20 protein-coding genes, 2 tRNA genes and 1 pseudogene are annotated in these 25,057 nt (G+C 63.1%); 3 read left to right on the plus strand and 20 right to left on the minus strand.

Annotation, left to right across the window (positions count from 1 at the left end):
- Positions 1-36: 36 nt before the first annotated feature.
- Together IB236_RS12645 and IB236_RS12650 are read left to right on the plus strand one after the other, a co-directional pair.
- Entirely contained in the window at positions 37-1,173 is a 1,137-nt protein-coding gene (locus tag IB236_RS12645; protein ID WP_056059906.1) for a PilT/PilU family type 4a pilus ATPase, read from the plus strand.
- Between the two features lie 99 nt (positions 1,174-1,272).
- A complete protein-coding gene (locus tag IB236_RS12650; protein WP_192421028.1) occupies positions 1,273-2,187 on the plus strand; it encodes an NAD(P)-dependent oxidoreductase in 915 nt (304 codons plus the stop codon).
- Positions 2,188-2,391: 204 nt separating this feature from the next.
- Here the strand turns inward: IB236_RS12650 and IB236_RS12655 are convergent, their stop codons facing one another.
- From IB236_RS12655 to IB236_RS12665, 3 genes are all read right to left on the minus strand, one after another.
- Entirely contained in the window at positions 2,392-3,057 is a 666-nt protein-coding gene (locus IB236_RS12655; protein WP_056745822.1) for a BON domain-containing protein, read from the minus strand.
- Positions 3,054-3,653 (minus strand): SIS domain-containing protein, encoded by a 600-nt coding sequence (locus tag IB236_RS12660; protein WP_056059914.1) that lies wholly within the window; start codon positions 3,651-3,653, stop codon positions 3,054-3,056. Before IB236_RS12660 ends, IB236_RS12655 begins: the two co-directional genes overlap by 4 nt.
- 90 nt (positions 3,654-3,743) lie before the next feature.
- Positions 3,744-4,154 (minus strand): YraN family protein, encoded by a 411-nt coding sequence (locus IB236_RS12665; RefSeq protein ID WP_192421029.1) that lies wholly within the window; start codon positions 4,152-4,154, stop codon positions 3,744-3,746.
- On the opposite strand from IB236_RS12665, the gene rsmI reads away from it, so the two are divergent.
- The gene (gene rsmI / locus IB236_RS12670) at positions 4,154-5,083 is read left to right on the plus strand and encodes a 16S rRNA (cytidine(1402)-2'-O)-methyltransferase (RefSeq protein ID WP_192421030.1); all 930 of its coding nucleotides are present in this window, start codon (positions 4,154-4,156) and stop codon (positions 5,081-5,083) included. The genes IB236_RS12665 and rsmI overlap by 1 nt on opposite strands.
- A gap of 101 nt (positions 5,084-5,184) precedes the next feature.
- On the opposite strand, the gene IB236_RS12675 is transcribed toward rsmI, so the two are convergent.
- The 17 genes and pseudogenes from IB236_RS12675 to IB236_RS12755 all read right to left on the minus strand — a co-directional run.
- Positions 5,185-6,438: an Hsp70 family protein gene (locus IB236_RS12675; protein ID WP_192421031.1), complete on the minus strand. Its 1,254-nt coding sequence runs from the start codon at positions 6,436-6,438 to the stop codon at positions 5,185-5,187.
- Positions 6,439-6,607: 169 nt separating this feature from the next.
- Positions 6,608-6,683: transfer RNA gene (locus IB236_RS12680), tRNA-Phe, on the minus strand.
- Positions 6,684-6,743: 60 nt separating this feature from the next.
- Positions 6,744-7,427 (minus strand): response regulator, encoded by a 684-nt coding sequence (locus IB236_RS12685; RefSeq protein ID WP_060986598.1) that lies wholly within the window; start codon positions 7,425-7,427, stop codon positions 6,744-6,746.
- Positions 7,428-7,469: 42 nt separating this feature from the next.
- Entirely contained in the window at positions 7,470-9,764 is a 2,295-nt protein-coding gene (locus IB236_RS12690; protein WP_108498075.1) for an ATP-binding protein, read from the minus strand.
- Positions 9,761-10,372 carry a DUF4390 domain-containing protein gene (locus tag IB236_RS12695; RefSeq protein WP_056059932.1) on the minus strand — a complete coding sequence of 204 codons (612 nt, stop codon included), beginning with the start codon at positions 10,370-10,372 and terminating at the stop codon, positions 9,761-9,763. The genes IB236_RS12690 and IB236_RS12695 overlap by 4 nt, the downstream gene beginning before the upstream one ends.
- Before the next feature lie 10 nt (positions 10,373-10,382).
- Positions 10,383-11,855: a 16S rRNA (cytosine(967)-C(5))-methyltransferase RsmB gene (gene rsmB / locus IB236_RS12700; RefSeq protein WP_225581117.1), complete on the minus strand. Its 1,473-nt coding sequence runs from the start codon at positions 11,853-11,855 to the stop codon at positions 10,383-10,385.
- An 18-nt stretch (positions 11,856-11,873) separates the two neighbouring features.
- Positions 11,874-12,482: a LemA family protein gene (locus IB236_RS12705; protein ID WP_192421032.1), complete on the minus strand. Its 609-nt coding sequence runs from the start codon at positions 12,480-12,482 to the stop codon at positions 11,874-11,876.
- A gap of 179 nt (positions 12,483-12,661) precedes the next feature.
- Positions 12,662-16,897 (minus strand): DNA-directed RNA polymerase subunit beta', encoded by a 4,236-nt coding sequence (rpoC, locus tag IB236_RS12710; protein WP_056745839.1) that lies wholly within the window; start codon positions 16,895-16,897, stop codon positions 12,662-12,664.
- A gap of 21 nt (positions 16,898-16,918) precedes the next feature.
- On the minus strand, positions 16,919-21,031 hold the full coding sequence (gene rpoB, locus IB236_RS12715; protein WP_056745841.1) for a DNA-directed RNA polymerase subunit beta: 4,113 nt from the start codon (positions 21,029-21,031) through the stop codon (positions 16,919-16,921).
- 266 nt (positions 21,032-21,297) lie between these two features.
- Positions 21,298-21,675 carry a 50S ribosomal protein L7/L12 gene (gene rplL, locus IB236_RS12720; RefSeq protein ID WP_008907085.1) on the minus strand — a complete coding sequence of 126 codons (378 nt, stop codon included), beginning with the start codon at positions 21,673-21,675 and terminating at the stop codon, positions 21,298-21,300.
- Between the two features lie 40 nt (positions 21,676-21,715).
- Positions 21,716-22,240 carry a 50S ribosomal protein L10 gene (gene rplJ, locus IB236_RS12725; RefSeq protein WP_034695835.1) on the minus strand — a complete coding sequence of 175 codons (525 nt, stop codon included), beginning with the start codon at positions 22,238-22,240 and terminating at the stop codon, positions 21,716-21,718.
- Between the two features lie 241 nt (positions 22,241-22,481).
- Positions 22,482-23,177, minus strand: a complete 696-nt coding sequence (gene rplA, locus IB236_RS12730; RefSeq protein WP_056059944.1) for a 50S ribosomal protein L1 — start codon at positions 23,175-23,177, stop codon at positions 22,482-22,484.
- On the minus strand, positions 23,178-23,609 hold the full coding sequence (gene rplK, locus IB236_RS12735) for a 50S ribosomal protein L11 (RefSeq protein WP_008907082.1): 432 nt from the start codon (positions 23,607-23,609) through the stop codon (positions 23,178-23,180).
- 160 nt (positions 23,610-23,769) lie between these two features.
- Complete coding sequence (gene nusG, locus IB236_RS12740; RefSeq protein ID WP_015012231.1) at positions 23,770-24,366, minus strand: transcription termination/antitermination protein NusG; 597 nt, start codon at positions 24,364-24,366, stop codon at positions 23,770-23,772.
- Entirely contained in the window at positions 24,363-24,749 is a 387-nt protein-coding gene (secE, locus tag IB236_RS12745; protein WP_056745845.1) for a preprotein translocase subunit SecE, read from the minus strand. The genes nusG and secE overlap by 4 nt, the downstream gene beginning before the upstream one ends.
- Before the next feature lie 91 nt (positions 24,750-24,840).
- A tRNA-Trp gene (locus IB236_RS12750) sits at positions 24,841-24,916 on the minus strand.
- Positions 24,917-24,931: 15 nt separating this feature from the next.
- Positions 24,932-25,057 (minus strand): annotated as a pseudogene (locus IB236_RS12755) (elongation factor Tu); the annotation flags it as partial.

Here is a 25,057-nt window from a genome sequence, read left to right on the forward strand (position 1 = left end):
TCGTCCGGCAGACGACCACCCCCGGGAGAACTTCTGATGGAACGCGATCAGGCCAGTAAATTCATCAATGACCTGCTCAAGCTGATGGTGAGCCGCAACGGCAGCGACTTGTTCATCACGGCAGAGTTTCCACCCGCCATCAAGGTCGATGGCAAGGTGACCAAGGTGTCGCCGCAACCCCTCACGTCCAACCACACGCTCACGCTGGCGCGCGCCATCATGAGCGACAAGCAAGTGGCGGACTTCGAGCGCACCAAGGAGTGCAACTTCGCCATCTCGCCCGCTGGCATCGGGCGCTTCCGCGTCAACGCTTTCATCCAGCAGGGCAAGGTCGGCATGGTGCTGCGGACCATTCCGCTCACGCTGCCCACCATCGACGGCCTGGGTGTGCCGCAGGTGCTCAAGGAAGTGACGATGACCAAACGCGGCCTGTGCATCCTGGTGGGTGCCACGGGCTCGGGCAAGTCCACCACGCTGGCCGCCATGGTGGACTGGCGCAACGAGAACTCGTTCGGCCACATCATCACGGTGGAAGACCCCATCGAATTTGTGCACCCGCACAAGAACTGCGTGGTGACGCAGCGTGAAGTGGGCCTGGATACCGACAGCTGGGAAGCAGCGCTGAAGAACACGCTGCGGCAGGCGCCCGACGTGATCCTGATGGGCGAAATCCGCGACCGCGAGACCATGGAACATGCGGTGGCGTTTGCCGAAACCGGGCACTTGTGCCTGGCCACGCTGCACGCCAACAGCGCCAACCAGGCGCTGGACCGGATCATCAACTTCTTCCCCGAAGAGCGCCGCGCCCAGTTGTTGATGGACCTGTCGCTCAACCTGCGCGCCATGGTGTCGCAGCGCCTGATCCCCAAGCAGGACGGCAAGGGCCGCGCCGCAGCGGTGGAGGTGATGCTCAACACCCCACTGATCTCCGACCTGATCTTCAAGGGCGAGGTCTCCGAGATCAAGGAGATCATGAAGAAGAGCCGCAACCTGGGCATGCAGACCTTCGACCAGGCGCTGTTCGATGCCTACGAGGCCAATGTCATCAGCTACGAAGACGCGCTGCGCAATGCCGACTCGCTCAACGACTTGCGCCTGCAGATCAAGCTCAACAGCCAGCGCGCCAAGTCACCCGACCTGGCACAGGGCACCGAGCATTTCGCGATCGTTTGACCCCAGAGCCAGGTCCACACACCTTCGCGCAGCTTCACCCGCCCTCCTGGGCGGGTTTTCGTTTTCACGCATACTTTTGCATCATCTTGCCGTCACACCATGCCAAGCACTAACCCCCGCAATTACGACACCACTCCCTCCCGCAAAGTCGCCTTTCTGGGCCTGGGCGTGATGGGCTATCCCATGGCAGGCCACCTGGCGCTGGCTGGCCATGAAGTCACTGTGTACAACCGGACCGCTACCAAATCCGTAGCGTGGTGCGCAGAGCACGCGGGCACCAAGGCTCCCCAGCATGCAGCCACGCCCCGCGAGGCGGCGGCAGGCGCCGACATCGTGTTCTGCTGTGTGGGCAATGACGACGACCTGCGCTCGGTCACCCTGGGCGCGGACGGTGCCTTCGCTGGCATGAAGCCCGGCGCGATTTTTGTGGACCACACCACGGCCTCGGCCGAGGTGGCCCGCGAGCTGTATGCGGCCGCCCAGGCGCTCGGCCTGCAGTTTGTGGATGCGCCCGTGTCCGGCGGCCAAGCCGGCGCTCAGAACGGCCTGCTGACCGTGATGTGCGGCGGCGATGCAGCAGCCTTCGAGGCTGCTCAGCCCGTGGCCATGGCGTTCTCGCGCGCCTTCACGCTGCTGGGTGCCAGCGGCTCGGGCCAGTTGGCCAAGATGGTCAACCAGATCTGCATCGCCGGGCTGGTGCAGGCCCTGTCGGAAGCCGTGGCGTTTGGCCAGAACGCCGGGCTGGACATGAAGCAGGTGCTGGAAGTGATCGGCAAGGGCGCTGCCCAGAGCTGGCAGATGGACAACCGTGGCAAGACCATGGTGGACGGCAAGTTCGACTTTGGTTTTGCCGTGGACTGGATGCGCAAGGACCTGGGACTGGTGCTGGACGAAGCCAAGCGCAACGGATCACGCGTGCCGGTGACGGCACTGGTGGACCAGTTCTATGCCGATGTGCAGAAGATGGGCGGCAACCGCTGGGATACGTCCAGCCTGATTCAGCGCTTGAAGTAACCCCCTCAGCCGCCTGCGGTGTCTACCCTGACAAAGGGCAGACCCGGCGGTCGGGCAAAGCAGGCGTCGTCGCAGCCTCACCCCCGGGCGCAACGCCGGCGACGTGTGGCAGCGTTGCGGAGCCCCAGCGCTGCGCTGCAAGAAAAATGTCCCAGACCACGCGCTGCGGTGTGGGACATTGACCCTCCGGTCTGAACCCCGTCCTCAGCCGCCGGCCGGCTTGGTGTCCGTGGTAACCGGCGCAGGTTGCGGCGCGATGCGGCGCAGCTCTTCCTCCGAAACGATCTCGAACACACGCACCACCTTGCGCACGTCACTCACGCCCCGGGCGATGTCCGTGGCACGGTTGGCCTCGCGCTGCGAGACACGGCCCATCAGATAGACGGTGTTGCGCTCGGTCACCACCTTGAAGGAATTGGCCGAGATGTCCTGCGCGTCCACCAGGCTCGCACGCACCTTGCCGGTGATGAAGGTGTCCGTGGACCGCTGGCTCAGGGTGGAGCTGGGCATCACGGCCAGATCGTTGACCACGGAGCGCACGTTCTCCACCTGCGACACCATCTGCTCCACCGCCTGGCGGTCCTGGGCTGTGGCGACTTCACCGGTCAGCAGGGCCTGGCGGTTGTAGCTGGTCACATTGACATGGGCCCGGTCGCCCAGGGCTTCGCGGATGCGGTTGGCCGCGCGCAGCTCAATGCCTTCGTCTTCGATCTGGGTGCCGGCCGTGCGGCGGTCCACCGCCATCACGCCGCCGACCACAGCGCCGCCCACGATCAGGGGCGCGCAGGCCGATAGTGCAGCGGCCAGCGTGGCAGCAGCCAGGGCAGTGCCCACCACGCGGCGGGTGCGATTCAGGGTTGTCGGGTTCATAGTGGGATCTCCTGTTCACCAAGTAACTGTGCGTCCACGCCGTCGCTGATGCAGTGCAGTACCAGCGTATGGACTTCGCGCACGCGTGCCGCACGGTCATGGGGCACGCTGATCAAGACGTCGGTCTCCCGCAGCATGGCGGCCAGTTTGCCGCCGGTGCGGCCCGCCAACACCACCACGGTCATGTCGCGCTCGTGCGCGGCCTCGGCGGCAGCCAGCAGGTTGGGGTCGTTGCCGTGCACCGTCAGGGCCAGCAGCACATCGCCCGCCTGGCCCAGGGCGCGCACCTGGCGCGCAAACTGCTGGGTGGCATCGTTGCTTCCCGCAGCCGCCGTGAGCAGGGTGTTGTCGGATGTGAGCGCCAGCGCGGCCAGCTCGGGACGTTCGCGTTCAAAGCCCGCCACGCAAAAGGCGGCAAACTGCTGCGCTTCGGCGGCGGACGGGCCGTTGCCACAGGCCAGCACCTTGCCGCCGCTGGTCACGCAGGCCAGCACCGCCTGTACGGCAGCGGCAATGGGGTGGCTCAGGGTCTGCGCGGCCTGGTACTTCAGGTCGGCGCTGTCGATGAAATGCTGTTGGATGCGTTGCTCAAGCATGAGGGCCCGATGATACCCGCCGCGTGTTACAGCTTTTGTAGCAAAGGGTAGCCACCCGCATTACGCTGGCGACCGGTACGGCGCCCGCCGCTACTGCGCATCGAACGCCGCCTTGAGCCACTGCACCCCCTCCTCCACCAGCACCACGTCAAAACGGCAGGGCGGTGGCGACGGCAAGCGCATCAGGTAGTGCCGTGCGGCAAAGATGATGCGCTGCTGCTTGGTCGCGCTGATGCTGGCACCGGCGCCGCCAAAGCCGCCATGCGCGCGGCTACGCACCTCCACAAACACCAGGGTGCCATCCCGGTCACGCATCACCAGATCAATCTCGCCCCCGCCGCGTCCGGGCGTCCGATAATTGCGTACCGCCAGTTGCAGTCCCGCTGCCTGCAGATGGGCCAATGCCTGGTCCTCGGCAGCGTTGCCCCGCTCACGTGTGGTGGCTTTTTTGGCAGCCCCCGGGGTGGCAACGGCCGGTGGTCTTTTTCCAAGGAAATTCATTGAGCGCATCTTTCGCTTCAGCCCAGGGTGCGGCGCACGACGCCGCCGCTGCGCAGCATTATCCGCAGGGCGCGCTGTACGTGGTGGCCACGCCCATCGGCAACCTGGCCGACATCACCTTGCGCGCACTGCATGTGCTGCAACTGGCCGACACGGTGGCCTGCGAAGACACGCGCCATACGCAGTCGATGCTGCGCGCCTACGGCATCGACAAGGGCGCCAGCCAGCTGCTGGCTGTGCACCAGCACAACGAGGCCGAAGCCGCGCAGAACGTGGTGCACCGGCTGCAGCAGGGCCAGCGCGTGGCCTATGTGAGCGACGCAGGCACCCCCGGCGTGAGCGACCCCGGCGCACGTCTGGTGGCTGCCGTGCAGGCGGCGGGCCTGCGTGCCGTGCCCCTGCCGGGCGCCAGCAGCATCACCACCGCATTGAGCGTGGCCGGTGCCGTGGCCCACAGCACCGAACACGGCGGCTTTGTGTTTGCAGGATTCCTGCCCGTCAAGAACGCGGAGCGTGCCAACGTGATTGCGCAGCAGCTGGCCCAGGAGCCCCGGTGCGTGGTGCTGCTCGAAGCGCCCCACCGCATCGGCGAGCTGGCCCAGGCCCTGGCCGTATTGGGCGAGCGCCCCGTCACCCTGGCGCGCGAGCTGACCAAGCAGTTTGAAGAAGTCACCACCCAGCCCGCGCAGGCGCTGACGGCGTGGCTGGATGGGTCGCCCCAGCGCTCGCGCGGCGAATTCGTGGTGCTGCTGCACCCGGTCCCTGTGGTCAGCGACGCGGGCGACAGCCACCGCGTGCTGCGCCTGTTGCTGGCCGAGCTGCCCCTGAAGACCGCCGTGCGCCTGGCCGCCGAGATCACGGGCGCATCGCGCAACGTGCTGTACGACACCGCGCTGGAGTGGAAGCGCGGGGATGGCGTACAGGACTGACTCCAGATGCTCCCGGGCAGTGTTTGCGATGATTTGTGGCGGTAGCGCTAGTGCAATATGCCGTATCAGCTATTCAATTGATAGCAAACTGGATGGCATGACTACCGCGAAACCGCCAGGCCCGCAGCCACCCCGCCGAACAGATCACCCTCCACTTGCGGAGTTGCCGGGAAGGCCGTGCGCAGTGCCTGGCGCAGGGGCCGCAATGCCGACGAGCCCCCGGTCAGGTAGATCGCATCCACCCCCCCATCGCCCAGTCCCGCCATCTGCAGGCAGTCGCGCGCGCAGGCCACCACCTGTTCCAGCGGCTGCGCCAGGGACTGCGCCAATCCGGGCGGCGTGATGGCGGCGCCGAGCCCAGCCTCGACCCAGTCCAGCGGCATAGGCGCCTCGGCATCGGCCAGAGAAGCCGCGATCTTGGCCTGCTCCACCGTGTTGGCCAGGCGGTGGCCCAGCCGCTCGTTCAACACCCGCATCAGCCGGGCATGCAGCGCGGCATCGGCATAGTCGGTACGCAGGTTCTGCGCATCACGCAGTGCGCGCGGCGAATAAAGCCACTGGATCAGGTGCCAGGTCGAGAGGTCGAAAAACACGCGGCTGGGCACCTCGCGCCCCGACGGACCGATGTGGCGAAAGCCCAGCAGCGGCATGAGCAGGTCCAGGCTGAGGCGCCGGTCAAAGTCCGTGCCACCGATGTGCACGCCAGTGGTGGCCAGCACATCGCTGCTGCGGTCCGCGCGGGCCATGCGCTCGGGGCCCAGGCGCACCACCGTGAAGTCCGACGTACCGCCGCCAATGTCCACCACCAGCACCAGCGACTCCCGGTCGATGCGCTGCTCGTAGTCCAGCGCGGCCGCAATGGGCTCGAACTGGAAGCTCACGTTCTCGAACCCTGCAGACAGCGCGGCCTGGCGCAGCGCGTCCTCGGCCTGCTGATCGCGCTCGGCATCGCCGTCCACAAAATGCACCGGCCGCCCCATCACCACCCGCCCGGGCGTGCCACCGAGTTCGTCGCGGGCCTTCTGCGCCAGCATCCGCAAGAAGAGGCCGATGATGTCCTGGTAGCTGACCAGCTGGTTGTGCACTGCGGTTTTGTCCTGCAGCAGCGCACTGCCCAGCAGGCTCTTGAGCGAGCGCATCAGCCGCCCTTCCGTGCCCGCGAGGTACTGCGCCACCGCATCGCGCCCAAAGTGCGTGCGCTGGTCTTCGGCGTTGAAGAACAGCGCCGTGGGCAGCGTGTGTGCATCCCCCTCCAGCGCCACCATCCGCGACAGGCCCGCGCCCTGCCGCACCGCCATCGCGGAGTTGGAAGTGCCGAAGTCGATACCAAGGGTGGTGTCCTGCAGAAGGGGCATGGGGAACGTGGGGAGAGACAACAAGGAAGGCAATGCGCGGTACGGGCGGCAACCAGCACCAAGGCAACGCGGGATTTCGGCATGCGCACCTGCCCAGCTGGGTGTGGCCCTGCTTCGGCAGTACGAAATTGAAAAAGCCCTTGATTCTTGCAAATCAAGGGCTTTTGTTTGGTGGCCTGGGGCGGAATCGAACCACCGACACAAGGATTTTCAATCCTCTGCTCTACCGACTGAGCTACCGGGCCTGAGCCTCAAATTATAGCCAGAAAAATCAGCGCTTCCGGCAAAAGGCACAAATTAATTGATCAGCCGCGCTTGCCGCGCCCCAGATCCACGCCCAGCTGGCGCAGCTTGCGGTACAGGTGGGTGCGCTCCAGGCCCGTTTTTTCGGCCACGCGCGTCATGGAGCCGCCTTCGCGGGCCAGGTGAAACTCGAAGTAGGCTTTCTCGAAACCATCGCGCGCTTCGCGCAGGGGGCGATCCAGGTCAAACCCCTGGTGGGCATGGGGGCCGGGGTCCACCCCGGCCATCACCGCAGAAACGGCAGGCAGCTGCGAGAACGTCGGATCGGCCGGAGCGGCAGCGGGTGCAGACACGGCAGCCACGGGTGCAGCCTGGTGGGCCGCGTTGCGGGCCAGGCCCTGCTCCACGGCCTTGAGCAGCTTTTGCAGGGTGATGGGTTTCTCGAGGAACGAGAAGGCGCCGATGCGCGTGGCCTCCACCGCCGTGTCGATGGTGGCGTGGCCGCTCATCATGATGACCGGCATGGTGAGCACGCCCGCAGTCGCCCACTCTTTGAGCAACGAGACGCCGTCGGTGTCGGGCATCCAGATGTCCAGCAGCACCAGGTCATAGCTGTTGCCTGCCCGGGCGGCTCGGGCCTGGGTCGCATTTTCTGCGAGGTCTACGCTGTGACCTTCGTCGTTCAGGATTTCCGACAGCAGATCGCGAATGCCGAGCTCATCGTCGACCACCAGAATGTTTGCCATGTGTGTTGAAGCGCCTTGGGGAGGTACTGCGGGGCGGTGTTGTTATGACGCCACCGCTGGTTCAGGGGCGAATGATAACGACACTTGGGCGCCGCGCACCACGCCTTCTTCGGTGCGATTGGACAGTTCGATGCGCGCTCCGTGCTCATCTGCGATCTTTTTGACCACGGCCAAACCCAGGCCGGTGCCACGCGGTTTGGTGGTGACATAGGGTTCGAAAGCGCGCTGCAGGATGTGGGACGGAAAGCCCCCGCCGCTGTCCGATACCGTGAGCCGCACACGGCGTGACGATTCGCTCCAGCGGGTGCTGATGCGCACCGGCGGCACGGGCTCGGAGGCCCCGGCGCGGGCCTGCTCGGTCGAGTCCTGGGCGTTCTGCAGCAGGTTGTGTACGACCTGGCGCAACTGCTGCGCATCGCCCGCAATCCAGGGGCAGCGCGGGTCCAGCTCGGCTTCTACAGGCACGGTGGCGTTTTCTGCCCCATACAAATGGAGCACGTCGGCGACCAGGGCATTGAGGTCCAGCGCATGCAGTTCGGCGGCAGGCAAGCGCGCGTAATCGCGGAACTCGTTGACCAGTCGCTTCATCGCATCGACCTGGTCCACGATGGTCTTGACGGACTTGGCGAGGATGGCTTGTTCAGGGTCCGGCAGCTTGCCCGACAGCTTCATTTCAAGGCGCTCGGCCGACAGCTGGATGGGGGTCAGCGGGTTCTTGATTTCGTGCGCCAGCCGGCGCGCTACCTCGCCCCAGGCCTGCGCACGCTGGGCCGAAACGATTTCCGAAATGTCGTCAAAAACCAACAGTCGGGTGGCATCGGGCAGCTCTGCGCCCCGCGCGACCAGGCTGGTGGCGTGTTGTCCGGCGCCGCCGGAGGAGGCATGCAGCTCGAACGGCTGCTGCCAATGGTCTAGGCCATGGCGTTCATGGTCCCCCAGAAACGCATCGAAATGGCCCTGGACCGACGCGGCAAACTCCGCGAGGCCCGGCACTTCGGACAGCGGCCGCCCCTCATAAGCGGCCATGGGAGCGCGCAGGATGCGGGTGGCGCCCGGGTTGGACGAACGGATCAGTCCCTGCGCATCCAGCACGATGACACCCGCCGTAAGGTTGTCCAGAATGGTCTGCAGGTTGGCGCGGGAGGCATCGACCTCGCCCATGCTCTGCTCCACCGCCTGGCGCGCGTCTGCCAGTTGCTGGGTCATGAGCGCGAACGAGCGCGTCAGCCCACCCAACTCATCTTTGCTTTGCAGCGCGGCCTTGGGACTCAGATTGCCCGCAGCCACCTCGCGCACCCCCTCTGCAAGCACCAACAAAGGCCGCGCCAGCTGGTTGCCCAGCAGCACCGCCAGTAGCACAGCGCCGAACACCGCCAGGAACAGACTCAGCGTGAGCGTGCCCACATACATGCGCCGCAGCCCGCCCCGGGCCAGCGCACGCTCCTGGTATTCACGATTGGCCTCCTGCACGGCGATGGCGTTGGCCACCAAGGCTGGCGGTAGGGGCAAGGTGGCCTGCAGATAGCGCGGCTCCATCAACAGGCCCACGCTGGGGCTGCTGACCAGGGCCAGCACCTTGACCCGCGCGTTCTGCGCCGCAGCCGGGTCGGCAATGTCGTCCAGCCCTTCGATCTGCGCCGTGGCGCGCTGCTGGCGCGCCGTGCGCAGCAAGGCAGCGCCGGGCCGCTCGGGGTTGAGGCTGAACCGCGACTGCCCCGCGCTGGCCACCGCCTGACCGGACGCGTTCCAGAGCACCACGTCGGTCGCGCCGAGCTGGTCGCGAATACGCTCCAGCACCAGGCCTGCAGCGGCGTCGGGCACCTGGGCCACCTGGGCGCTGGCATTGCGGGTCTTGGCGGCCATGTCCGTGGCCAGCGAGTCCAGCGACACGCGGGCCAGGTTGACGCCCGCAGACAGAGCTCCCTCCACCTTCACGTCGAACCAGCTTTCGATGGAGCGCGTGACGAACTGGTAGGACACCACATAGATCAGCAACCCCGGCATGAGCCCCACCAGCGCAAAAATGGCTGCGAGTTTGACCAGCAGGCGGCTGCCAAAACGCCCCTTGCGCAGGCGCAAGCCCAATCGCACCGCCACCCAGCCCAGCACCAGCAGCAGTAGCAGCGCCACAAATACGTTGACGCCGAAGAGCCAGGCGTAGTTGCGCTCGTACAGCACGCGGTTGTTGGTGGCCAGCGTCAGCAAGAACAGCAGTACCAGACCGATGGCCGACATGATGGCGGCACCCACGCCCACGGCCCAGCGCACTGCGCGGGACTGGCGGGCGGTGGCGTGGGTCGATGCCGAAACGCCGGTGGATGGGGGGGACGTGCTCACTTGGCTGGCTCTGCGCCCAGGCGCTGGCTGCGGGAGACCAGCAGGTTCCAGCCCGACCGGCCGACCGCGCCGATCTGGAAAGGACGGGGCAGCTGGGACATATCGAGGCGGAAGCGGAAGTTCACCGTATGCACGGCATCGGACTCGATCACATCGCGTTCGGCGATCTTCCAACGTGAAAAACGCTGAATCGACGACAAGGCATCGGCGTAATTGTCAAAATTCTGACCCAGCACCACGCCCAGCCCGCTGTTGGTGAAAGGCGTGGAGGAGATGTTGAGACGCCAACGGCGGGTGAGCGGCTGGTAGCTCAGGCGGAAGTACCGGGTGGTCTCGGCCACCTGCCGGTCGGACCAGTACCAGCGGTCGCGCAGCACCTGGGCGTCGGCCACGAAGAACATGGGAATGCCTTTTTGCAAGGCGTCTTCAGCCAGCTCGGGCAGTTCAAATTGCAGGTTGGCACTCAGGTACAGACCATCGTCCCCGCGTTCAAGGCGCAGGTCACCCACCTCGGAGGAGGCCGCCTGTGCCGCTACGGCCTGCGGCACCCAGCAGAGCACCGTCCCCCAAAACAGCACAAACCATGCGCACACCAGCCACCAGCGCATGTCCCGGGGCTCATTGCGCCGATTTTTGCAACAGTGCGTAAAAAAAGCCGTCGTGGTCACCGGTCAGATTGTCCGGGACAGCCCCGACCTTGTCCGCGTTGCCGGGAATTAAATGCCCCGGCGACGGCAGCATTTGCGCATCGGTGTTGTGTGCAAGAAACGTTTGCACCTGGGCATCACCCTCTGCCCGGAAGACGGAACAAGTGCAATACAGCAGGCGCCCGCCCGGACGCAACAGCGGCCACAGGGCCTTGAGCAGGGCCGCCTGCAGGGTTGCCAGCTGGGCAATGTCGGATTCACGGCGCAGCCAGCGCACGTCCGGATGGCGACGCACAATGCCGGACGCGGTGCACGGTGCGTCGAGCAGGATGGCGTCGAACGGCACGCCGCCGCACTGCGACTGCCACCAGTCTTGCGGGCGGGCAGCATCGGCCACCAAGACCTGGGCCATCAGCCCCAGGCGCTGCAGGGTTTCACCAATACGGACGCTGCGTGTGGCATCGATCTCCAGCGCCGTGACCTGCAAGGGAGACTGCGGACCCGCCATCTCCAGCAAGTGCGCCGTCTTGCCGCCGGGGGCGGCGCAGGCGTCGAGCACGCGCAAGGGCTGACTCAGATCCAGCCCTTGCAGCAGCAAAGGAGCCGCCTGCTGGGCGGCGGCGTCCTGCACGGACACCCAGCCCTCCGCAAAGTGTGGCAGCGACTGAACGGGCATCGCCTGGCGCAGCGCGACGCCATGCTGGCCCACCGCAATCGCTCCTAAACCAATAGCATCCAAGGCATGTAAATACTGCGCTACCGTGCATTTTTGTTCATTGACCCGCAACACCATGGGTGCGTGGGCATTGTTGGCCTGCAGGATCTGCTCCCAGTGCTGGGGGTGGTCCTTGCGCAGGCGCTGCACCCACCACGCCGGATGGTTCCAGCGCGCCACGGGATCGTTGTCGGTGGCGGCCACCAGGGCGTCGCGCTCGCGCAGAAAACGGCGCAGGCAGCCGTTGATGAACGAGGCCTGCGCGCGGGTGGCCGGGTGGTGCTTGGCCGCCTCCACCGCCTGGTTCACCAGGGTGAAGGGTTCATAGGGCGAGGCCTGCGGGTCCCAGCACAGCGCCAGCGCGCTGCACAGCAGCGCATCGGCGGCGGGTGCGGGGGCACGGGCGGCCAGCTGTCGGCGCAGGGCCTCGGCCCGCCCAGCCTGGCGCAATACCTGGAACAGCAGGGCTTGCGCGCCAGGGCGCAGCGCGATCTCTATGGCCGCCAGCGCTGCGGTGCCGGACTGCCCACCCCGGATCGCCTGCAAGGCGCCAGCCACCGCTGTCAGCAACCGCCACAGAGGAACCGTCGGGGCACTCGACGAAGTCGCCCTATCGGGTGAGACCGCAGCAGAACCCGCCTGCGGAGACTGCTGGCCGGAGCCTGCGCGCACGGGACGAGGCGCATTGCCACCGGTGCGGCGGGGACGGTGGTGGGGAGGTGGAGTCATCGTGATCCTGAAAACGGGTTACAGCGCACGTGCCGCCTTGAACCCGAACACCCAGGCCAGCAGGCTGGCCGGAAACTGGGCAATGGCACTGTTGTACTGCACCACGGCCTCATTGAACACGCGAATCGCTTGCTCGTTCTGCACGGCGTGTTCGTCCCAGCGCACCTGCCACACGGACAGGACCACGGGCGCAGACCCTGGGGTCACCGTAGCGGTATCTGCAGTCGAGGCCAACGCTGTTGGCTGTGCAGGGTCGGCCAGCAACTTCTGCAAGGCGGTGGCCCAGGTTGCTCGCAGCACTTCGCGGGCGGCGGTCAATGCTGCCACCGCGTCACCCTGCAGCGGGCGGGCGCGTGCCACGGCCAGCGAGGCACTCAATTGCGTCACGGCACCCTGCAGCGCAGCCAACTCTTGCGCACCTGCATCGGCCAGCAAACTGCCGCGCTGTACGGTCTGCGCCGCCCCGAACTCGCCAAGCAAGGCCACCAGCCGCACCATGTGTGCATCAAAACTGCCGAACGACTGAACGACGGCCGAGCGCAGACGCATCAGACGGTTGTAGGCCCCCAGGGCCCAGAACAGAAAGACGGCAAAAGCAATCCAGAAGAGGGGCGACGACCACAGCATGCACAGTTGCCGGAGCGGATGCTGCTGCACCCGTCGCGGCCCGAAAAACAGAAAGTTGAAACAAACGACGGGCGGTGAAAAGACACGCGTCCATCAAAAACGCCCCCGGCCTGCCTGGGACAGGACGGGGGCGCTGTGGCGACCGCAGCAGGGCCTGAGGGAGGCCTTGCTGTTTTCTATCAGTCCGCCGCTGCGTCGGTGGCAGTGACGCTGCCACTGTCCACATCCGAGGCGTCCGACTGGGCTGCCATTTCGGCGGCTTCGGCTTCGGCGATGGCGCGGCGCTCGGCGTCGTCCATGGCGTCCTTGGCCTTGCGTGCCTGGTGGTAGGCCAGACCCGTACCGGCAGGGATCAGGCGACCCACGATCACGTTTTCCTTCAGGCCACGCAGCTCGTCGCGCTTGCCCATGATGGCAGCCTCGGTAAGCACGCGGGTCGTTTCCTGGAAGGAAGCGGCCGAGATGAACGAGTCGGTAGACAGAGATGCCTTCGTGATACCCAGCAACAGGTTGCTGTAAGTCGCAGGGATCTTGCCCTCGGCCTGCAGTGCCTCGTTGGTGTTGAGGATCTCGGAGCGCTCGACCTGCTCGCCGGCAATGTAGTTCGACTCGCCGACGTTCTCGACCACGACGCGGCGCAGCATCTGGCGAACGATCACCTCGATGTGCTTGTCGTTGATCTTCACGCCCTGCAAGCGGTACACGTCCTGCACTTCATCGACGATGTAGCGCGAGAGTTCTTCGATACCCAGCAAACGCAGAATGTCTTGTGGGTCGGCCGGGCCGTCCACAATCGATTCGCCCTTGTTCACCACCTGGCCTTCGTGCACCAGGATGTTCTTTTCCTTGGGCACGAGCTCTTCGAACACGCGACCTTCAGGGTCAGTGATCTGCAGGCGAACCTTGCCCTTGGTTTCCTTGCCGAACGACACGGTACCGGTCATTTCGGCCAGGGTGCCCTTGTCCTTCGGCGTACGGGCTTCGAACAGCTCGGCCACGCGGGGCAGACCGCCGGTAATGTCGCGGGTCTTCTGGCCTTCGACCGGAATACGCGCCAGCACTTCGCCAGGGCCCACGTCCTGGCCATCGCGCACCTGGATCAGAGCACCGACCTGGAAGCCGATGGTCACCGAGTGGTCGGTACCAGGGATCTTCACTTCGTTGCCCTGGGCGTCGATCAGCTTCACCTGCGGACGCACCACCTTGGCGGCACCACGGCGCTTCGGATCGATCACCACCAGCGTGGACAGACCGGTCACTTCATCGACCTGCTTGGCCACCGTCAGGCCTTCTTCGACGTTCTCGAACTTGGTCTGGCCGGCGAACTCGGTGATGATGGGTCGCGTCAGCGGATCCCAGTTGGCCAGGATCGTACCGGCCTTGATCTGCTGGTCGGCCTTCACCGTCAGCGTCGCACCGTAAGGCACCTTGTGGCGCTCACGCTCGCGGCCATGCTCGTCCTGGATGATGATTTCACCCGAACGTGCAATCACCACCAGCTCGCCCTTGGTGTTGCTCACGTAGCGCATCGTGGCGTTGAAGCCGATCACGCCGTTGGACTTGGCTTCCACGCTCGACGCGATGGCTGCACGCGAAGCGGCACCGCCGATGTGGAACGTACGCATGGTCAGCTGCGTGCCGGGCTCGCCGATGGACTGGGCAGCGATCACACCCACGGCTTCGCCGAGGTTGATCAGGCCACCGCGGCCCAGGTCGCGGCCGTAGCACTTGGCGCACAGGCCGTAGCGGGTTTCGCAGGTCAGGGCCGTGCGCACCTTCACTTCGTCCACGCCAGCGGCTTCGAGCTCTTCGATCAGGTCTTCGTCCAGCATCACACCAGCTTCGACCAGCACCGCACGGTTCTCGGGGTGCAGCACGTCCTCAGCCGCAGTGCGGCCCAGGATACGCTCGCGCAGCGATTCGATCACTTCACCGCCTTCGACGATGGCGCGCATCAGCGAACCATTGGCCGTGCCGCAATCCTCTTCGGTCACAACCAGGTCTTGCGTCACGTCCACCAGACGGCGGGTGAGGTAACCGGAGTTCGCCGTCTTCAGCGCCGTATCTGCCAGACCCTTACGGGCACCGTGGGTGGAGATGAAGTACTCCAGCACGTTCAGACCTTCGCGGAAGTTCGCGGTAATGGGCGTCTCGATGATCGAGCCGTCTGGCTTGGCCATCAGACCCCGCATACCAGCCACCTGACGGATCTGGGCCGCAGAGCCCCGGGCACCGGAGTCGGCCATCATGTAGATGGAGTTGAAAGACTCCTGGTCCACTTCCTTGCCGTGGCGGTCGGTGACCTTTTGCTTGGACAGCTGGGCCATCATCACCTTGGACACTTCGTCGCCGGCCTTGCCCCAGATATCCACCACCTTGTTGTAGCGCTCGCCAGACGTCACCAGACCGGACACGTACTGCTGTTCGATCTCTTTGACTTCCTTCTCGGAGCGCTCAATGATGCCGGCCTTCTGCGGAGGCACCAGCATGTCGTCGATGGCAATGGAGATACCGGCGCGCGTAGCCAGGCGGAAACCGTTTTGCAGCAGTTTGTCTGCAAACACCACGGTTTCCTTCAGGCCGCACTTGCGGAAGCTCACGTTGATGAGCTTGGAGATTTCCTTCTTCTTCAGCGCCTTGTTCATGTTGCTGAACGGCAGACCCTTGGGCAGGATCTCGGACAGCAGTGCGCGGCCTGCGGTGGTTTCCACCAGCGAGGTCGAGGGCACAAATTCGCCCGTGGCCTTGTCCTTGGTCCACTCGGTCATGCGCACCGTGATCTTGGCAGCCAGTTCGACCTGACCAGCGTCCAGGGCACGCTGCACTTCGCCGGTGTCAGCGAACACCAGGCCTTCACCCTTGCCGTTGATACGGTCACGGGTGGCGTAGTACAGACCCAGCACCACGTCCTGCGAAGGCACGATGGAGGGTTCGCCCGAGGCGGGGAACAGCACGTTGTTGGAGGCCAGCATCAGCGTGCGGGCTTCCATTTGTGCTTCCACCGACAGCGGGACGTGCACAGCCATCTGGTCACCGTCGAAGTCGGCGTTGAAGGCGGCGCAGACGAGGGGGTGCAGCTGGATGGCCTTGCCTTCGATCAGGATGGGTTCAAAGGCCTGGATACCCAAACGGTGCAGCGTAGGTGCACGGTTCAGCATCACGGGGTGTTCCTTGATGACCTCTTCCAGGATGTCCCACACCACGGGGGTGCCGGATTCGACTTCCTTCTTGGCGGCCTTGATCGTCGTCGCGATGCCCATGGCTTCGAGGCGCGAGAAGATGAAAGGCTTGAACAGCTCCAGCGCCATCAGCTTGGGCAGACCGCACTGATGCAGCTTGAGCGTTGGGCCCACGGTGATCACGGAACGACCGGAGTAGTCCACGCGCTTGCCCAGCAAGTTCTGGCGGAAACGGCCGGACTTGCCCTTGATCATGTCAGCCAGCGACTTCAGCGCACGCTTGTTGGCGCCCGTCATGGCCTTGCCACGGCGGCCGTTGTCCAGCAGCGAGTCGACGGCTTCCTGCAGCATCCGCTTTTCGTTGCGGGCGATGATTTCAGGGGCCTTCAGCTCCAGCAGGCGGCGCAGACGCGAGTTGCGGTTGATGACGCGGCGGTACAGATCGTTCAGGTCGGAGGTCGCGAAGCGGCCGCCGTCCAGCGGCACCAGCGGACGCAGGTCCGGTGGCAGCACTGGCAGCACTTCGAGCACCATCCACTCGGGCTTGATGCCCGACTTCTTGAAGGCTTCGAGCACCTTCAGGCGCTTGGCGTTCTTCTTGACCTTGACTTCGGAGCCGGTCAGGTCGCCGCGCAGGCGTTCGATCGACAGGTCGATGTCGATGGATTCCAGCAGGTCCTTGATGCCTTCGGCGCCCATCTTGGCGATGAACTCGTCGCCGTATTCCTTGCGCTTGGCGTCGTAGTCGTCCTCGGACATGATGCTGAACTTCTTCAGCGGGGTCATGCCGGGGTCGGTCACCACGTAGGCTTCAAAGTACAGCACGCGTTCGATGTCGCGCAGCGTCATGTCGAGCACCAGGCCCAGACGCGAAGGCAGCGACTTCAGGAACCAGATGTGAGCGCAAGGTGCGGCCAGATCAATGTGGCCCATGCGCTCGCGACGCACCTTGGTCTGCGTGACTTCAACGCCGCACTTCTCGCAGATCACACCGCGGTGCTTGAGGCGCTTGTACTTGCCGCACAGGCATTCGTAGTCCTTGATAGGACCAAAAATCTTGGCGCAGAACAGACCGTCACGCTCGGGCTTGAATGTGCGGTAGTTGATGGTTTCGGGCTTCTTCACTTCGCCGAAAGACCACGAACGGATCTTTTCGGGCGAAGCCATGCCGATGCGGATGGCATCGAAATGCTCGTCCGGCGTGAATTGCTTGAACAGGTCGAGTAGCGATTTCATAGTGACTCTTTCCTTTTCTGCTTAGGAGCGTTCCAGCTCGATGTCCAGGCCCAGCGAACGGATTTCCTTGACCAGCACGTTGAACGATTCCGGCATGCCGGCTTCGATGGCGTGTTCGCCCTTGACGATGGACTCGTACACCTTGGTACGGCCCACGACGTCGTCGGACTTCACGGTCAGCATTTCCTGCAGCACGTAGGCGGCGCCGTAAGCTTCCAGCGCCCACACTTCCATTTCCCCGAAACGCTGGCCACCGAACTGCGCCTTACCACCCAGCGGCTGCTGCGTGACGAGCGAGTAAGGACCGGTCGAGCGGGCGTGCATCTTGTCGTCCACCAAGTGGTGCAGCTTCAGGTAGTGCATGTAGCCGATGGTGGTCGGGCGCTCAAAGCGCTCGCCCGTGCGGCCATCAAACAGATAAGCCTGTGTGCGGGTCGGTGTCAGGCCCTTGCGCTCAGCAATATCGTCCGGGTAGGCGATCTTGAGCATGTCCTTGATTTCTTCTTCCGAAGCACCATCGAACACGGGGGTGGCGTAAGGCACACCACTCGTCAGGTTTTCCGCCATGGCCATCAGGTCGTCGTCGCTCAGTTGCGACAGGTCTTCCTTGCGGCCGCGCGAGTTGTACACCTCTTCGAGGAAGGTGCGCAGCTCGGACGCCTTGGCCTGCTCCTGGAGCATGTTGCCAATGCGCTGACCAATGCCCTTGCCGGCCCAGCCCAGGTGGACTTCCAGCACCTGACCAATGTTCATCCGCGAGGGCACGCCCAGCGGGTTCAGAACGATGTCGGCAGGCGTGCCGTCGGCCATGTAGGGCATGTCTTCGACCGGAACGATCTTGGACACCACACCCTTGTTACCGTGGCGGCCAGCCATTTTGTCGCCAGGCTGCAGACGGCGCTTGACGGCAAGGTACACCTTGACCATCTTGAGCACGCCAGCAGGCAGCTCGTCGCCTTGCGTGAGCTTCTTGCGCTTTTCTTCAAAGGCCAGGTCGAAGCTGTGGCGAGTTTGCTCCAGCGCGTTCTTGATGGATTCGAGCTGGGTGGCGACTTCGTCTTCCGCAGGGCGGATGTCGAACCAGTGGAACTTCTCGACGGAAGCCAGATAGGCCTTGTCGATCTTCGTGCCCTTGGCGAGCTTCTGTGGGCCGCCGTTGGCCACGCGGCCGGTCAGCAGCTTCTCGATACGATCAAAGGCGTCGGCCTCCACGATGCGCAGCTGATCGTTCAGGTCCAGACGGAAGCGCTTGAGTTCATCGTCGATGATCTGCTGGGCACGCTTGTCGCGCTGGATGCCTTCACGTGTGAACACCTGCACGTCGATCACGGTGCCGGACGAACCCTGGTCCACGCGCAGCGACGTGTCCTTCACGTCGGAAGCCTTCTCGCCGAAGATGGCGCGCAGCAGCTTCTCTTCAGGCGTGAGGGTGGTTTCGCCCTTGGGCGTGACCTTGCCGACCAGCGTGTCGCCGGGTTGCACTTCGGCGCCCACGTAGATGATGCCGGACTCGTCCAGACGGTTCAGTTGCTGTTCCGACAGGTTCGGAATGTCGCGTGTGATTTCTTCTGCACCCAGCTTCGTGTCGCGAGCCATGACCACCAGCTCTTCGATGTGGATCGAGGTGTAGCGGTCTTCGGACACCACGCGTTCGGAGATCAGGATCGAGTCTTCGAAGTTGTAGCCGTTCCAGGGCATGAACGCGATCAGCATATTCTGGCCAATGGCGATTTCGCCAAAGTCCGTCGATGCACCGTCGGCCACAACGTCACCCTTGACCAGCTTGTCACCCTTCTTGACGATAGGACGCTGGTGGATGTTGGTGTTCTGGTTGGAACGCTGGTACTTGATGAGGTTGTAGATGTCCACACCCACTTCACCGGCCACGGCTTCGTCGTCGTTCACGCGGACCACGATACGGGTGGCATCCACGTAATCCACGATACCACCACGTGTAGCGGTCACCACGGTGCCCGAGTCCACAGCGGCCACACGTTCGATGCCCGTACCGACCAGGGGCTTTTCAGGACGCAGCACAGGCACGGCCTGGCGCGACATGTTGGCGCCCATCAACGCGCGGTTCGCGTCATCGTGCTCCAGGAATGGCACCAGCGAGGCTGCCACCGACACGATCTGCGCGGGCGACACGTCCATGTACTGCACACGGTCTGCGCCGCACAGAATCGACTCACCCTTTTCACGGGCTGAGACCAGTTCGCCCGTCAGACGACCGTCCTTGTCGAGCTGCGCATTGGCCTGCGCAATCACGTATTTGCCTTCTTCGATCGCCGACAGATAGTCGATGTCGTTGGTCACCTTGCCGTCCACCACGCGGCGGTACGGTGTCTCGATGAAACCGTACTCGTTCAGGCGGGCGTACAGAGCCAGCGAGTTGATCAGACCAATGTTCGGACCTTCAGGCGTTTCGATAGGGCAGACGCGACCATAGTGGGTCACGTGCACGTCACGCACTTCAAAGCCTGCGCGCTCACGGGTCAGACCGCCTGGGCCGAGGGCAGATACACGGCGCTTGTGCGTGATTTCCGCCAGCGGGTTGGTCTGGTCCATGAACTGTGACAGCTGCGATGCGCCGAAGAACTCCTTCAGCGCTGCCGAGATCGGCTTGCTGTTGATCAGGTCATGGGGCATCAGCGGCTCTTGCTCGGCCTGGCCCAGACGCTCCTTCACAGCCTTTTCGATACGCGCCAGGCCTGTGCGGTACTGGTTTTCGGCCAGTTCGCCCACGCAACGCACGCGGCGGTTGCCCAAGTGATCTATGTCATCGACTTCGCCGTTGCCGTTGCGCAGATCCACCAGGATCTTGACCACGGCCAAGATGTCTTCGTTGGACAGCACCATGGGGCCGGTGGATTCGTCGCGGCCAATCTTGGCGTTGAACTTCATGCGGCCCACGCGCGACAGGTCGTACGTGTCGGGGTTGTAGAACAGGCGCTGGAACAGGGCCTGCACGGCGTCTTCTGTCGGCGGCTCGCCGGGGCGCATCATGCGGTAGATGGCCACGCGGGCAGCGAACTCGTCCACCGTTTCATCGATACGCAGGGTCTGCGAGATGTAGGCGCCTTGGTCCAGTTCGTTCGTGTAGATGACCTGCAGGTCTTGCACGCCGGCAGTACGCAGCTTCTTGAGCAGCGCTTCAGTCAGTTCTTCATTGGCCTTGGCGATGATTTCGCCCGTGTCGGCGTCCACAATGTTGCGAGCGACCACACGGCCAATCAGGAAGTCTTCGGGCACGCTGATGTGCGTGGTGCCAGACTGCTCCAGTTCGCGGGTGTGACGGGCCGTGACGCGCTTGTCCTTGGCCACAACCACCTTGCCCGACTTGTCGGTGATGTCGAAACGTGCCACTTCGCCACGCAGGCGCTCGGAGACAAACTCCATCTGCGCACCGCTGTCCATCAGACGGAAGTTGTCGTTGACGAAGAAGTTCGCCAGGATGGACTCGGGGTTCAGGCCGATGGCCTTGAGCAGAATCGTGACCGGCATCTTGCGGCGACGGTCCACGCGGAAGTACAGGATGTCCTTGGGGTCGAACTCGAAGTCGAGCCAGGAGCCGCGGTACGGGATGATCCGAGCCGAGAACAGCAGCTTGCCCGAGCTGTGGGTCTTGCCCTTGTCATGCTCGAAAAACACGCCTGGCGAACGGTGCAGCTGCGACACGATCACGCGCTCCGTGCCGTTGATGATGAACGAGCCCTTGTCGGTCATCAGGGGCACTTCACCCATGTAGACCTCTTGCTCCTTCACTTCCTTGACCACCTTGGACTGCGACGTCGAGGACTCGCGGTCATAGATGATCAGTTGCACCTTGGCGCGCACGGCCGAGGCGAACGTCAGACCACGGGTCTGGCACTCACGCACATCGAAGGCCGGCTTTGCCAGGTTGTACTCAATGAACTTCATCTCCACAAAACCGTTGTGGGAGACGATGGGGAAGGCAGCGTCGAATGCAGCCTGAAGGCCTTCGATGGTTCTTTTCTGGGGTGCTGTATCTGCCTGCAGGAAAGCGGTGTATGCGTCCTTCTGCATCTGCAGCAGATAAGGAACTTCGAGCACGCTATCGCGGGTGCCGAAACTTTTGCGAATTCGCTTGCGTTCGGTGTAGGAATAGGCCATGAGATCTCCGGGCAAAGACATGAGTCCTGGGTCTTCGACGACTGACCCGCAAGGAGCGTGGTCCTTACGGGCTTGGCGGTTGGCCACTACCAACCATGGCGGACGGTGATGCGTTGCACATCACCCGAACCAAGGCGTCTTCTGCTGTCGGGGTTGTCAGAAGACACTCGAAAGCCTCGTTGCAGACGGGGCTTACGGGTGCTCTCTGAAAGCACCAAAGGCTGGAGGCCCTTTGAGGAGCACTCCAGCCCTTGAGCAAGACCGAATTACTTGAGTTCGGCCTTGGCGCCGGCTTCCACCAGCTTCTTGACGGCTGCTTCGGCGTCGGCCTTGGCAATGCCTTCCTTGACGTTCTTGGGAGCGCCGTCCACCAGGTCCTTGGCTTCCTTGAGGCCCAGGCCGGTGATTTCGCGCACTGCCTTGATGACGGACACCTTGTTGGCGCCGGCTTCGGTCAGCACCACGTTGAATTCCGTCTTTTCTTCAGCAGCAGCGGCGCCAGCGCCACCACCAGCGGCAGCAGGAGCAGCCATAGCTGCAGCGCTCACGCCAAACTTCTCTTCAATGGCCTTCACCAGGTCATTGAGTTCCAGAACCGTCATGCTGTCCAGCGCGGTCAAAAATGCGTCTTTATCGAATGCCATTTTGATTTCCTAACAATTGTGTTGGTTGACTGCCCAGCTATCAAGCTGCTGCAGGTTCGGCGGCCGGTGCGGCTGCGCCTTCGCCTTTTTTCGCCGCCAGTGCGCCCAGCACAACGGCTGTACGCGACATGGGGGACATAAGCAAGCCACAAATCTGAGCCAGCAGAACTTCCTTGGAAGGAATGTTGGCCAGTTGCTTCACGCCGTTGACGTCCAGGGCTTTACCACCGAAAGCGCCACCGCGAATCACCAACTTGTCGTTGGTCTTCGCAAAGTCAGCCACCACTTTCGCGGCAGCCACGGCGTCTTCGGAGAAGCCATAGATCAGGGGACCGGTCATCTGGTCTGCCACCACGTCAAACTGGCTGCCTGCCACAGCACGGCGGGCCAGGGTGTTCTTCAGAACACTCAGGCTCACACCCTTGCTGCGAGCATCAACGCGCAGTTTGGTCATGTCGGCGACCGTGATGCCACGGTATTCCGCGATCACAAGCGTTTGAGCTTTAGCGGCGAGGCTGGTCACTTCACTGATGACCGCTTCTTTCTCACTGCGATTAAGACTCAAGGTCTACTCCTTAAATTGCGCACTCAGGCTTGCACCCTCCTGCGCGCTCTTGTTGCAGCGACCAACTGTTTCGGAACGAATTCCATCTGCAGCGGGATCGCCATCTGCGTTGGCCCCGCAAGGGGATTAAGTGCGGCGAGCCACACACCAACGGTCTTGGATGGCCTGCAGGCAGGTATTGCACCACCCACAGCCCACCACATCAGGCCCTTTGAAAAAGGCCCGAAGATTTCAATCGCAATTACGCTGCGATGGATTGCGTATCCACGCGGACGCCAACGCCCATCGTGGAGGACACAGCGACCTTGCGCAGGTACAGACCCTTGCTCGAAGCTGGCTTGGCCTTGTTCAGTGCATCGATCAGCGCAGCCAGGTTGCCTTGCAGCTTTTCGTTGTCGAACGAACGGCGGCCAATGGTGCTGTGCACGATACCGGCCTTGTCTACGCGGAATTGCACCTGACCAGCCTTGGCGTTCTTCACAGCCGTGGCAACGTCAGGAGTCACGGTGCCAACCTTGGGGTTAGGCATCAGACCACGAGGGCCCAGAATCTGGCCCAGCGTACCCACAACGCGCATAGCGTCGGGGGCAGCAATCACCACGTCGAAAGGCATGTCACCAGCCTTGACCATGGCAGCCAGGTCGTCCATGCCAACGATGTCAGCACCCGCAGCCTTGGCTTCTTCCGCTTTGGCGCCTTGTGCAAACACAGCGACACGGGTCGTCTTGCCAGTGCCATTGGGCAGCACCACGGCGCCACGCACCACTTGGTCCGACTTCTTGGCATCGATGCCTAGTTGCACTGCCACGTCGATGGATTCATCGAACTTGGCCGTTGCAGCTTCTTTCACGAGCGCCACTGCGTCTGCAAAAGCGTACAGCTTGGTGCTGTCAACCTTGCCCTGCAGGGCCTTTTGCTTTTTCGTCAACTTGGCCATTTACAAACCCTCCACCGTCACGCCCATCGAGCGTGCGGAACCAGCCAGCGTACGGACAGCAGCGTCAACGTTAGCGGCGTTCATGTCCTTCATCTTGGTCTTGGCGATCTCTTCGAGCTGTTCGCGCGTGATCTTGCCAACCTTGGTCTTCAGGGCGTTGGAAGAACCCTTTTCGAGCTTGATGGCCTTCTTGATCAGAGTCGTCGCAGGCGGCGTCTTGATGATGAAGGTAAAGCTCTTGTCTGCGAACGCCGTGATGACCACGGGCAGTGGCAGACCTGGCTCCACACCTTGGGTCTGCGCATTGAATGCCTTGCAGAACTCCATGATGTTGAGGCCACGTTGACCCAGTGCTGGGCCGATCGGTGGGGATGGATTGGCCTTACCAGCTGGAACTTGCAGCTTGATAAAACCGACGATTTTTTTCGCCATGCTTTACTCCTGACGGGTCATAACGCTTGTGTTGCACCATGCAACCACCAGCTCCCCGGGTTAACGACTCACCATGACGACGTCCGCACCGAGCCGAAAAGTGCGGCGTCCAAAATCATTGCCCTGACTGCCGAGGCAGTCAGGCTTGTGATCGACAGATTTATGTCTTTTCGACCTGCCCGAACTCCAACTCCACAGGGGTCGAGCGACCGAAAATCATCACAGAGACGCGCACGCGACTCTTTTCGTAATTGACTTCCTCGACAGAGCCGTTGAAGTCAGTGAAAGGACCTTCCTTGACGCGCACCAACTCGCCCACCATGAACTCGATCTTGTGGCGTGGTTTGTCGGTGCCTTCCTGCATCTGGCTGACGATCTTTTGCACTTCGTCTTCCGAGATAGGGGCAGGCCTGTTCTTGGCGCCGCCCACGAAACCCGTGACCTTGTTGGTGTGCTTCACCAAGTGCCAGGTGTCGTCATCCATCACCATCTCAACGAACACATAGCCAGGGAACAAGCGACGCTCCGTCGTCTTGCGCTGGCCGTTCTTCATTTCCACGACTTCTTCGGTCGGCACCAAAATCCGACCAAATTTGTCTTGCATGCCAGAGCGGCCGATGCGCTCCTGAATGTTGCGTTCGACCGCTTTTTCCATGCCCGAATAGGCATGGACGATGTACCAGCGCAGGTCTGGATTGGCCGAGGCAGAAGCGCCTGCAGGAGCTTGTGCTCCCGTGATTTCCGCAGCGGTCGTCATGACTTTCTCCAACCCAAAATCAAGTCGTACAAGACCCACTCCAGCGTCTTGTCCGTGAACCACAGAAAAAGCGCCATGATGACCACGAAGGCGAACACATAGGCCGTCATCTGCAAGGTTTCCTTGCGCGTGGGCCAGACCACCTTCTTCACTTCGCGCCATGCGTCTTTGGCAAACGCGACGAATTGACGCCCCGATTCCGACACCAAAAACACCGCCGTAGCCGCAACCAGCCCGACGATCAATGCCGCCCACTGCACGACGGCGCCTTGCTTGCTCAACAAATAAAAGCCCGCAACGGAGGCAATGACCAACGCCACTACCGCTGCGAGCTTGGCCTTGTCTGCGCCTGTATTGACAGTTTCAACCTGTGAAGTGGCCATCTTTGAGTATTTCCTGCTTCCTATTCACGGCATCACTTAAGACACCGAAGCCCGCCAGGGTCTGGCGGGCTTGTTGGGGGCCACATTCAAGTGGCAGGGGCAGTAGGAATCGAACCTACAACCTTCGGTTTTGGAGACCGACGCTCTGCCAATTGAGCTATACCCCTGTATACCTTGCTTGATTAAGCAATGATCTTGGCCACGACGCCAGCGCCCACGGTACGGCCGCCTTCGCGGATAGCGAAGCGCAGACCTTCTTCCATGGCGATGGGGTTGATCAGCTTCACAGTGATCGACACGTTGTCACC

It is taken from the genome of Acidovorax sp. ACV02 (genome assembly GCF_014851475.1).
In the GTDB taxonomy this organism is placed as follows: domain Bacteria; phylum Pseudomonadota; class Gammaproteobacteria; order Burkholderiales; family Burkholderiaceae_C; genus Acidovorax; species Acidovorax delafieldii.

Excerpts from the sequence above, each read along its gene's own strand:
- IB236_RS12645 (WP_056059906.1), top strand. The coding sequence starts at position 37 with ATGGAACGCGATCAGGCCAGTAAATTCATCAATGACCTGCTCAAGCTG.
- IB236_RS12650 (WP_192421028.1), top strand. The coding sequence starts at position 1,273 with ATGCCAAGCACTAACCCCCGCAATTACGACACCACTCCCTCCCGCAAA.
- IB236_RS12655 (WP_056745822.1), bottom strand. The coding sequence starts at position 3,057 with ATGAACCCGACAACCCTGAATCGCACCCGCCGCGTGGTGGGCACTGCC.
- IB236_RS12660 (WP_056059914.1), bottom strand. The coding sequence starts at position 3,653 with ATGCTTGAGCAACGCATCCAACAGCATTTCATCGACAGCGCCGACCTG.
- IB236_RS12665 (WP_192421029.1), bottom strand. The coding sequence starts at position 4,154 with ATGAATTTCCTTGGAAAAAGACCACCGGCCGTTGCCACCCCGGGGGCT.
- IB236_RS12675 (WP_192421031.1), bottom strand. The coding sequence starts at position 6,438 with ATGCCCCTTCTGCAGGACACCACCCTTGGTATCGACTTCGGCACTTCC.
- IB236_RS12685 (WP_060986598.1), bottom strand. The coding sequence starts at position 7,427 with ATGGCAAACATTCTGGTGGTCGACGATGAGCTCGGCATTCGCGATCTG.
- IB236_RS12695 (WP_056059932.1), bottom strand. The coding sequence starts at position 10,372 with ATGCGCTGGTGGCTGGTGTGCGCATGGTTTGTGCTGTTTTGGGGGACG.
- rsmB (WP_225581117.1), bottom strand. The coding sequence starts at position 11,855 with ATGACTCCACCTCCCCACCACCGTCCCCGCCGCACCGGTGGCAATGCG.
- IB236_RS12705 (WP_192421032.1), bottom strand. The coding sequence starts at position 12,482 with ATGCTGTGGTCGTCGCCCCTCTTCTGGATTGCTTTTGCCGTCTTTCTG.
- rpoC (WP_056745839.1), bottom strand. The coding sequence starts at position 16,897 with ATGAAATCGCTACTCGACCTGTTCAAGCAATTCACGCCGGACGAGCAT.
- rpoB (WP_056745841.1), bottom strand. The coding sequence starts at position 21,031 with ATGGCCTATTCCTACACCGAACGCAAGCGAATTCGCAAAAGTTTCGGC.
- rplL (WP_008907085.1), bottom strand. The coding sequence starts at position 21,675 with ATGGCATTCGATAAAGACGCATTTTTGACCGCGCTGGACAGCATGACG.
- rplA (WP_056059944.1), bottom strand. The coding sequence starts at position 23,177 with ATGGCCAAGTTGACGAAAAAGCAAAAGGCCCTGCAGGGCAAGGTTGAC.
- rplK (WP_008907082.1), bottom strand. The coding sequence starts at position 23,609 with ATGGCGAAAAAAATCGTCGGTTTTATCAAGCTGCAAGTTCCAGCTGGT.
- nusG (WP_015012231.1), bottom strand. The coding sequence starts at position 24,366 with ATGACGACCGCTGCGGAAATCACGGGAGCACAAGCTCCTGCAGGCGCT.
- secE (WP_056745845.1), bottom strand. The coding sequence starts at position 24,749 with ATGGCCACTTCACAGGTTGAAACTGTCAATACAGGCGCAGACAAGGCC.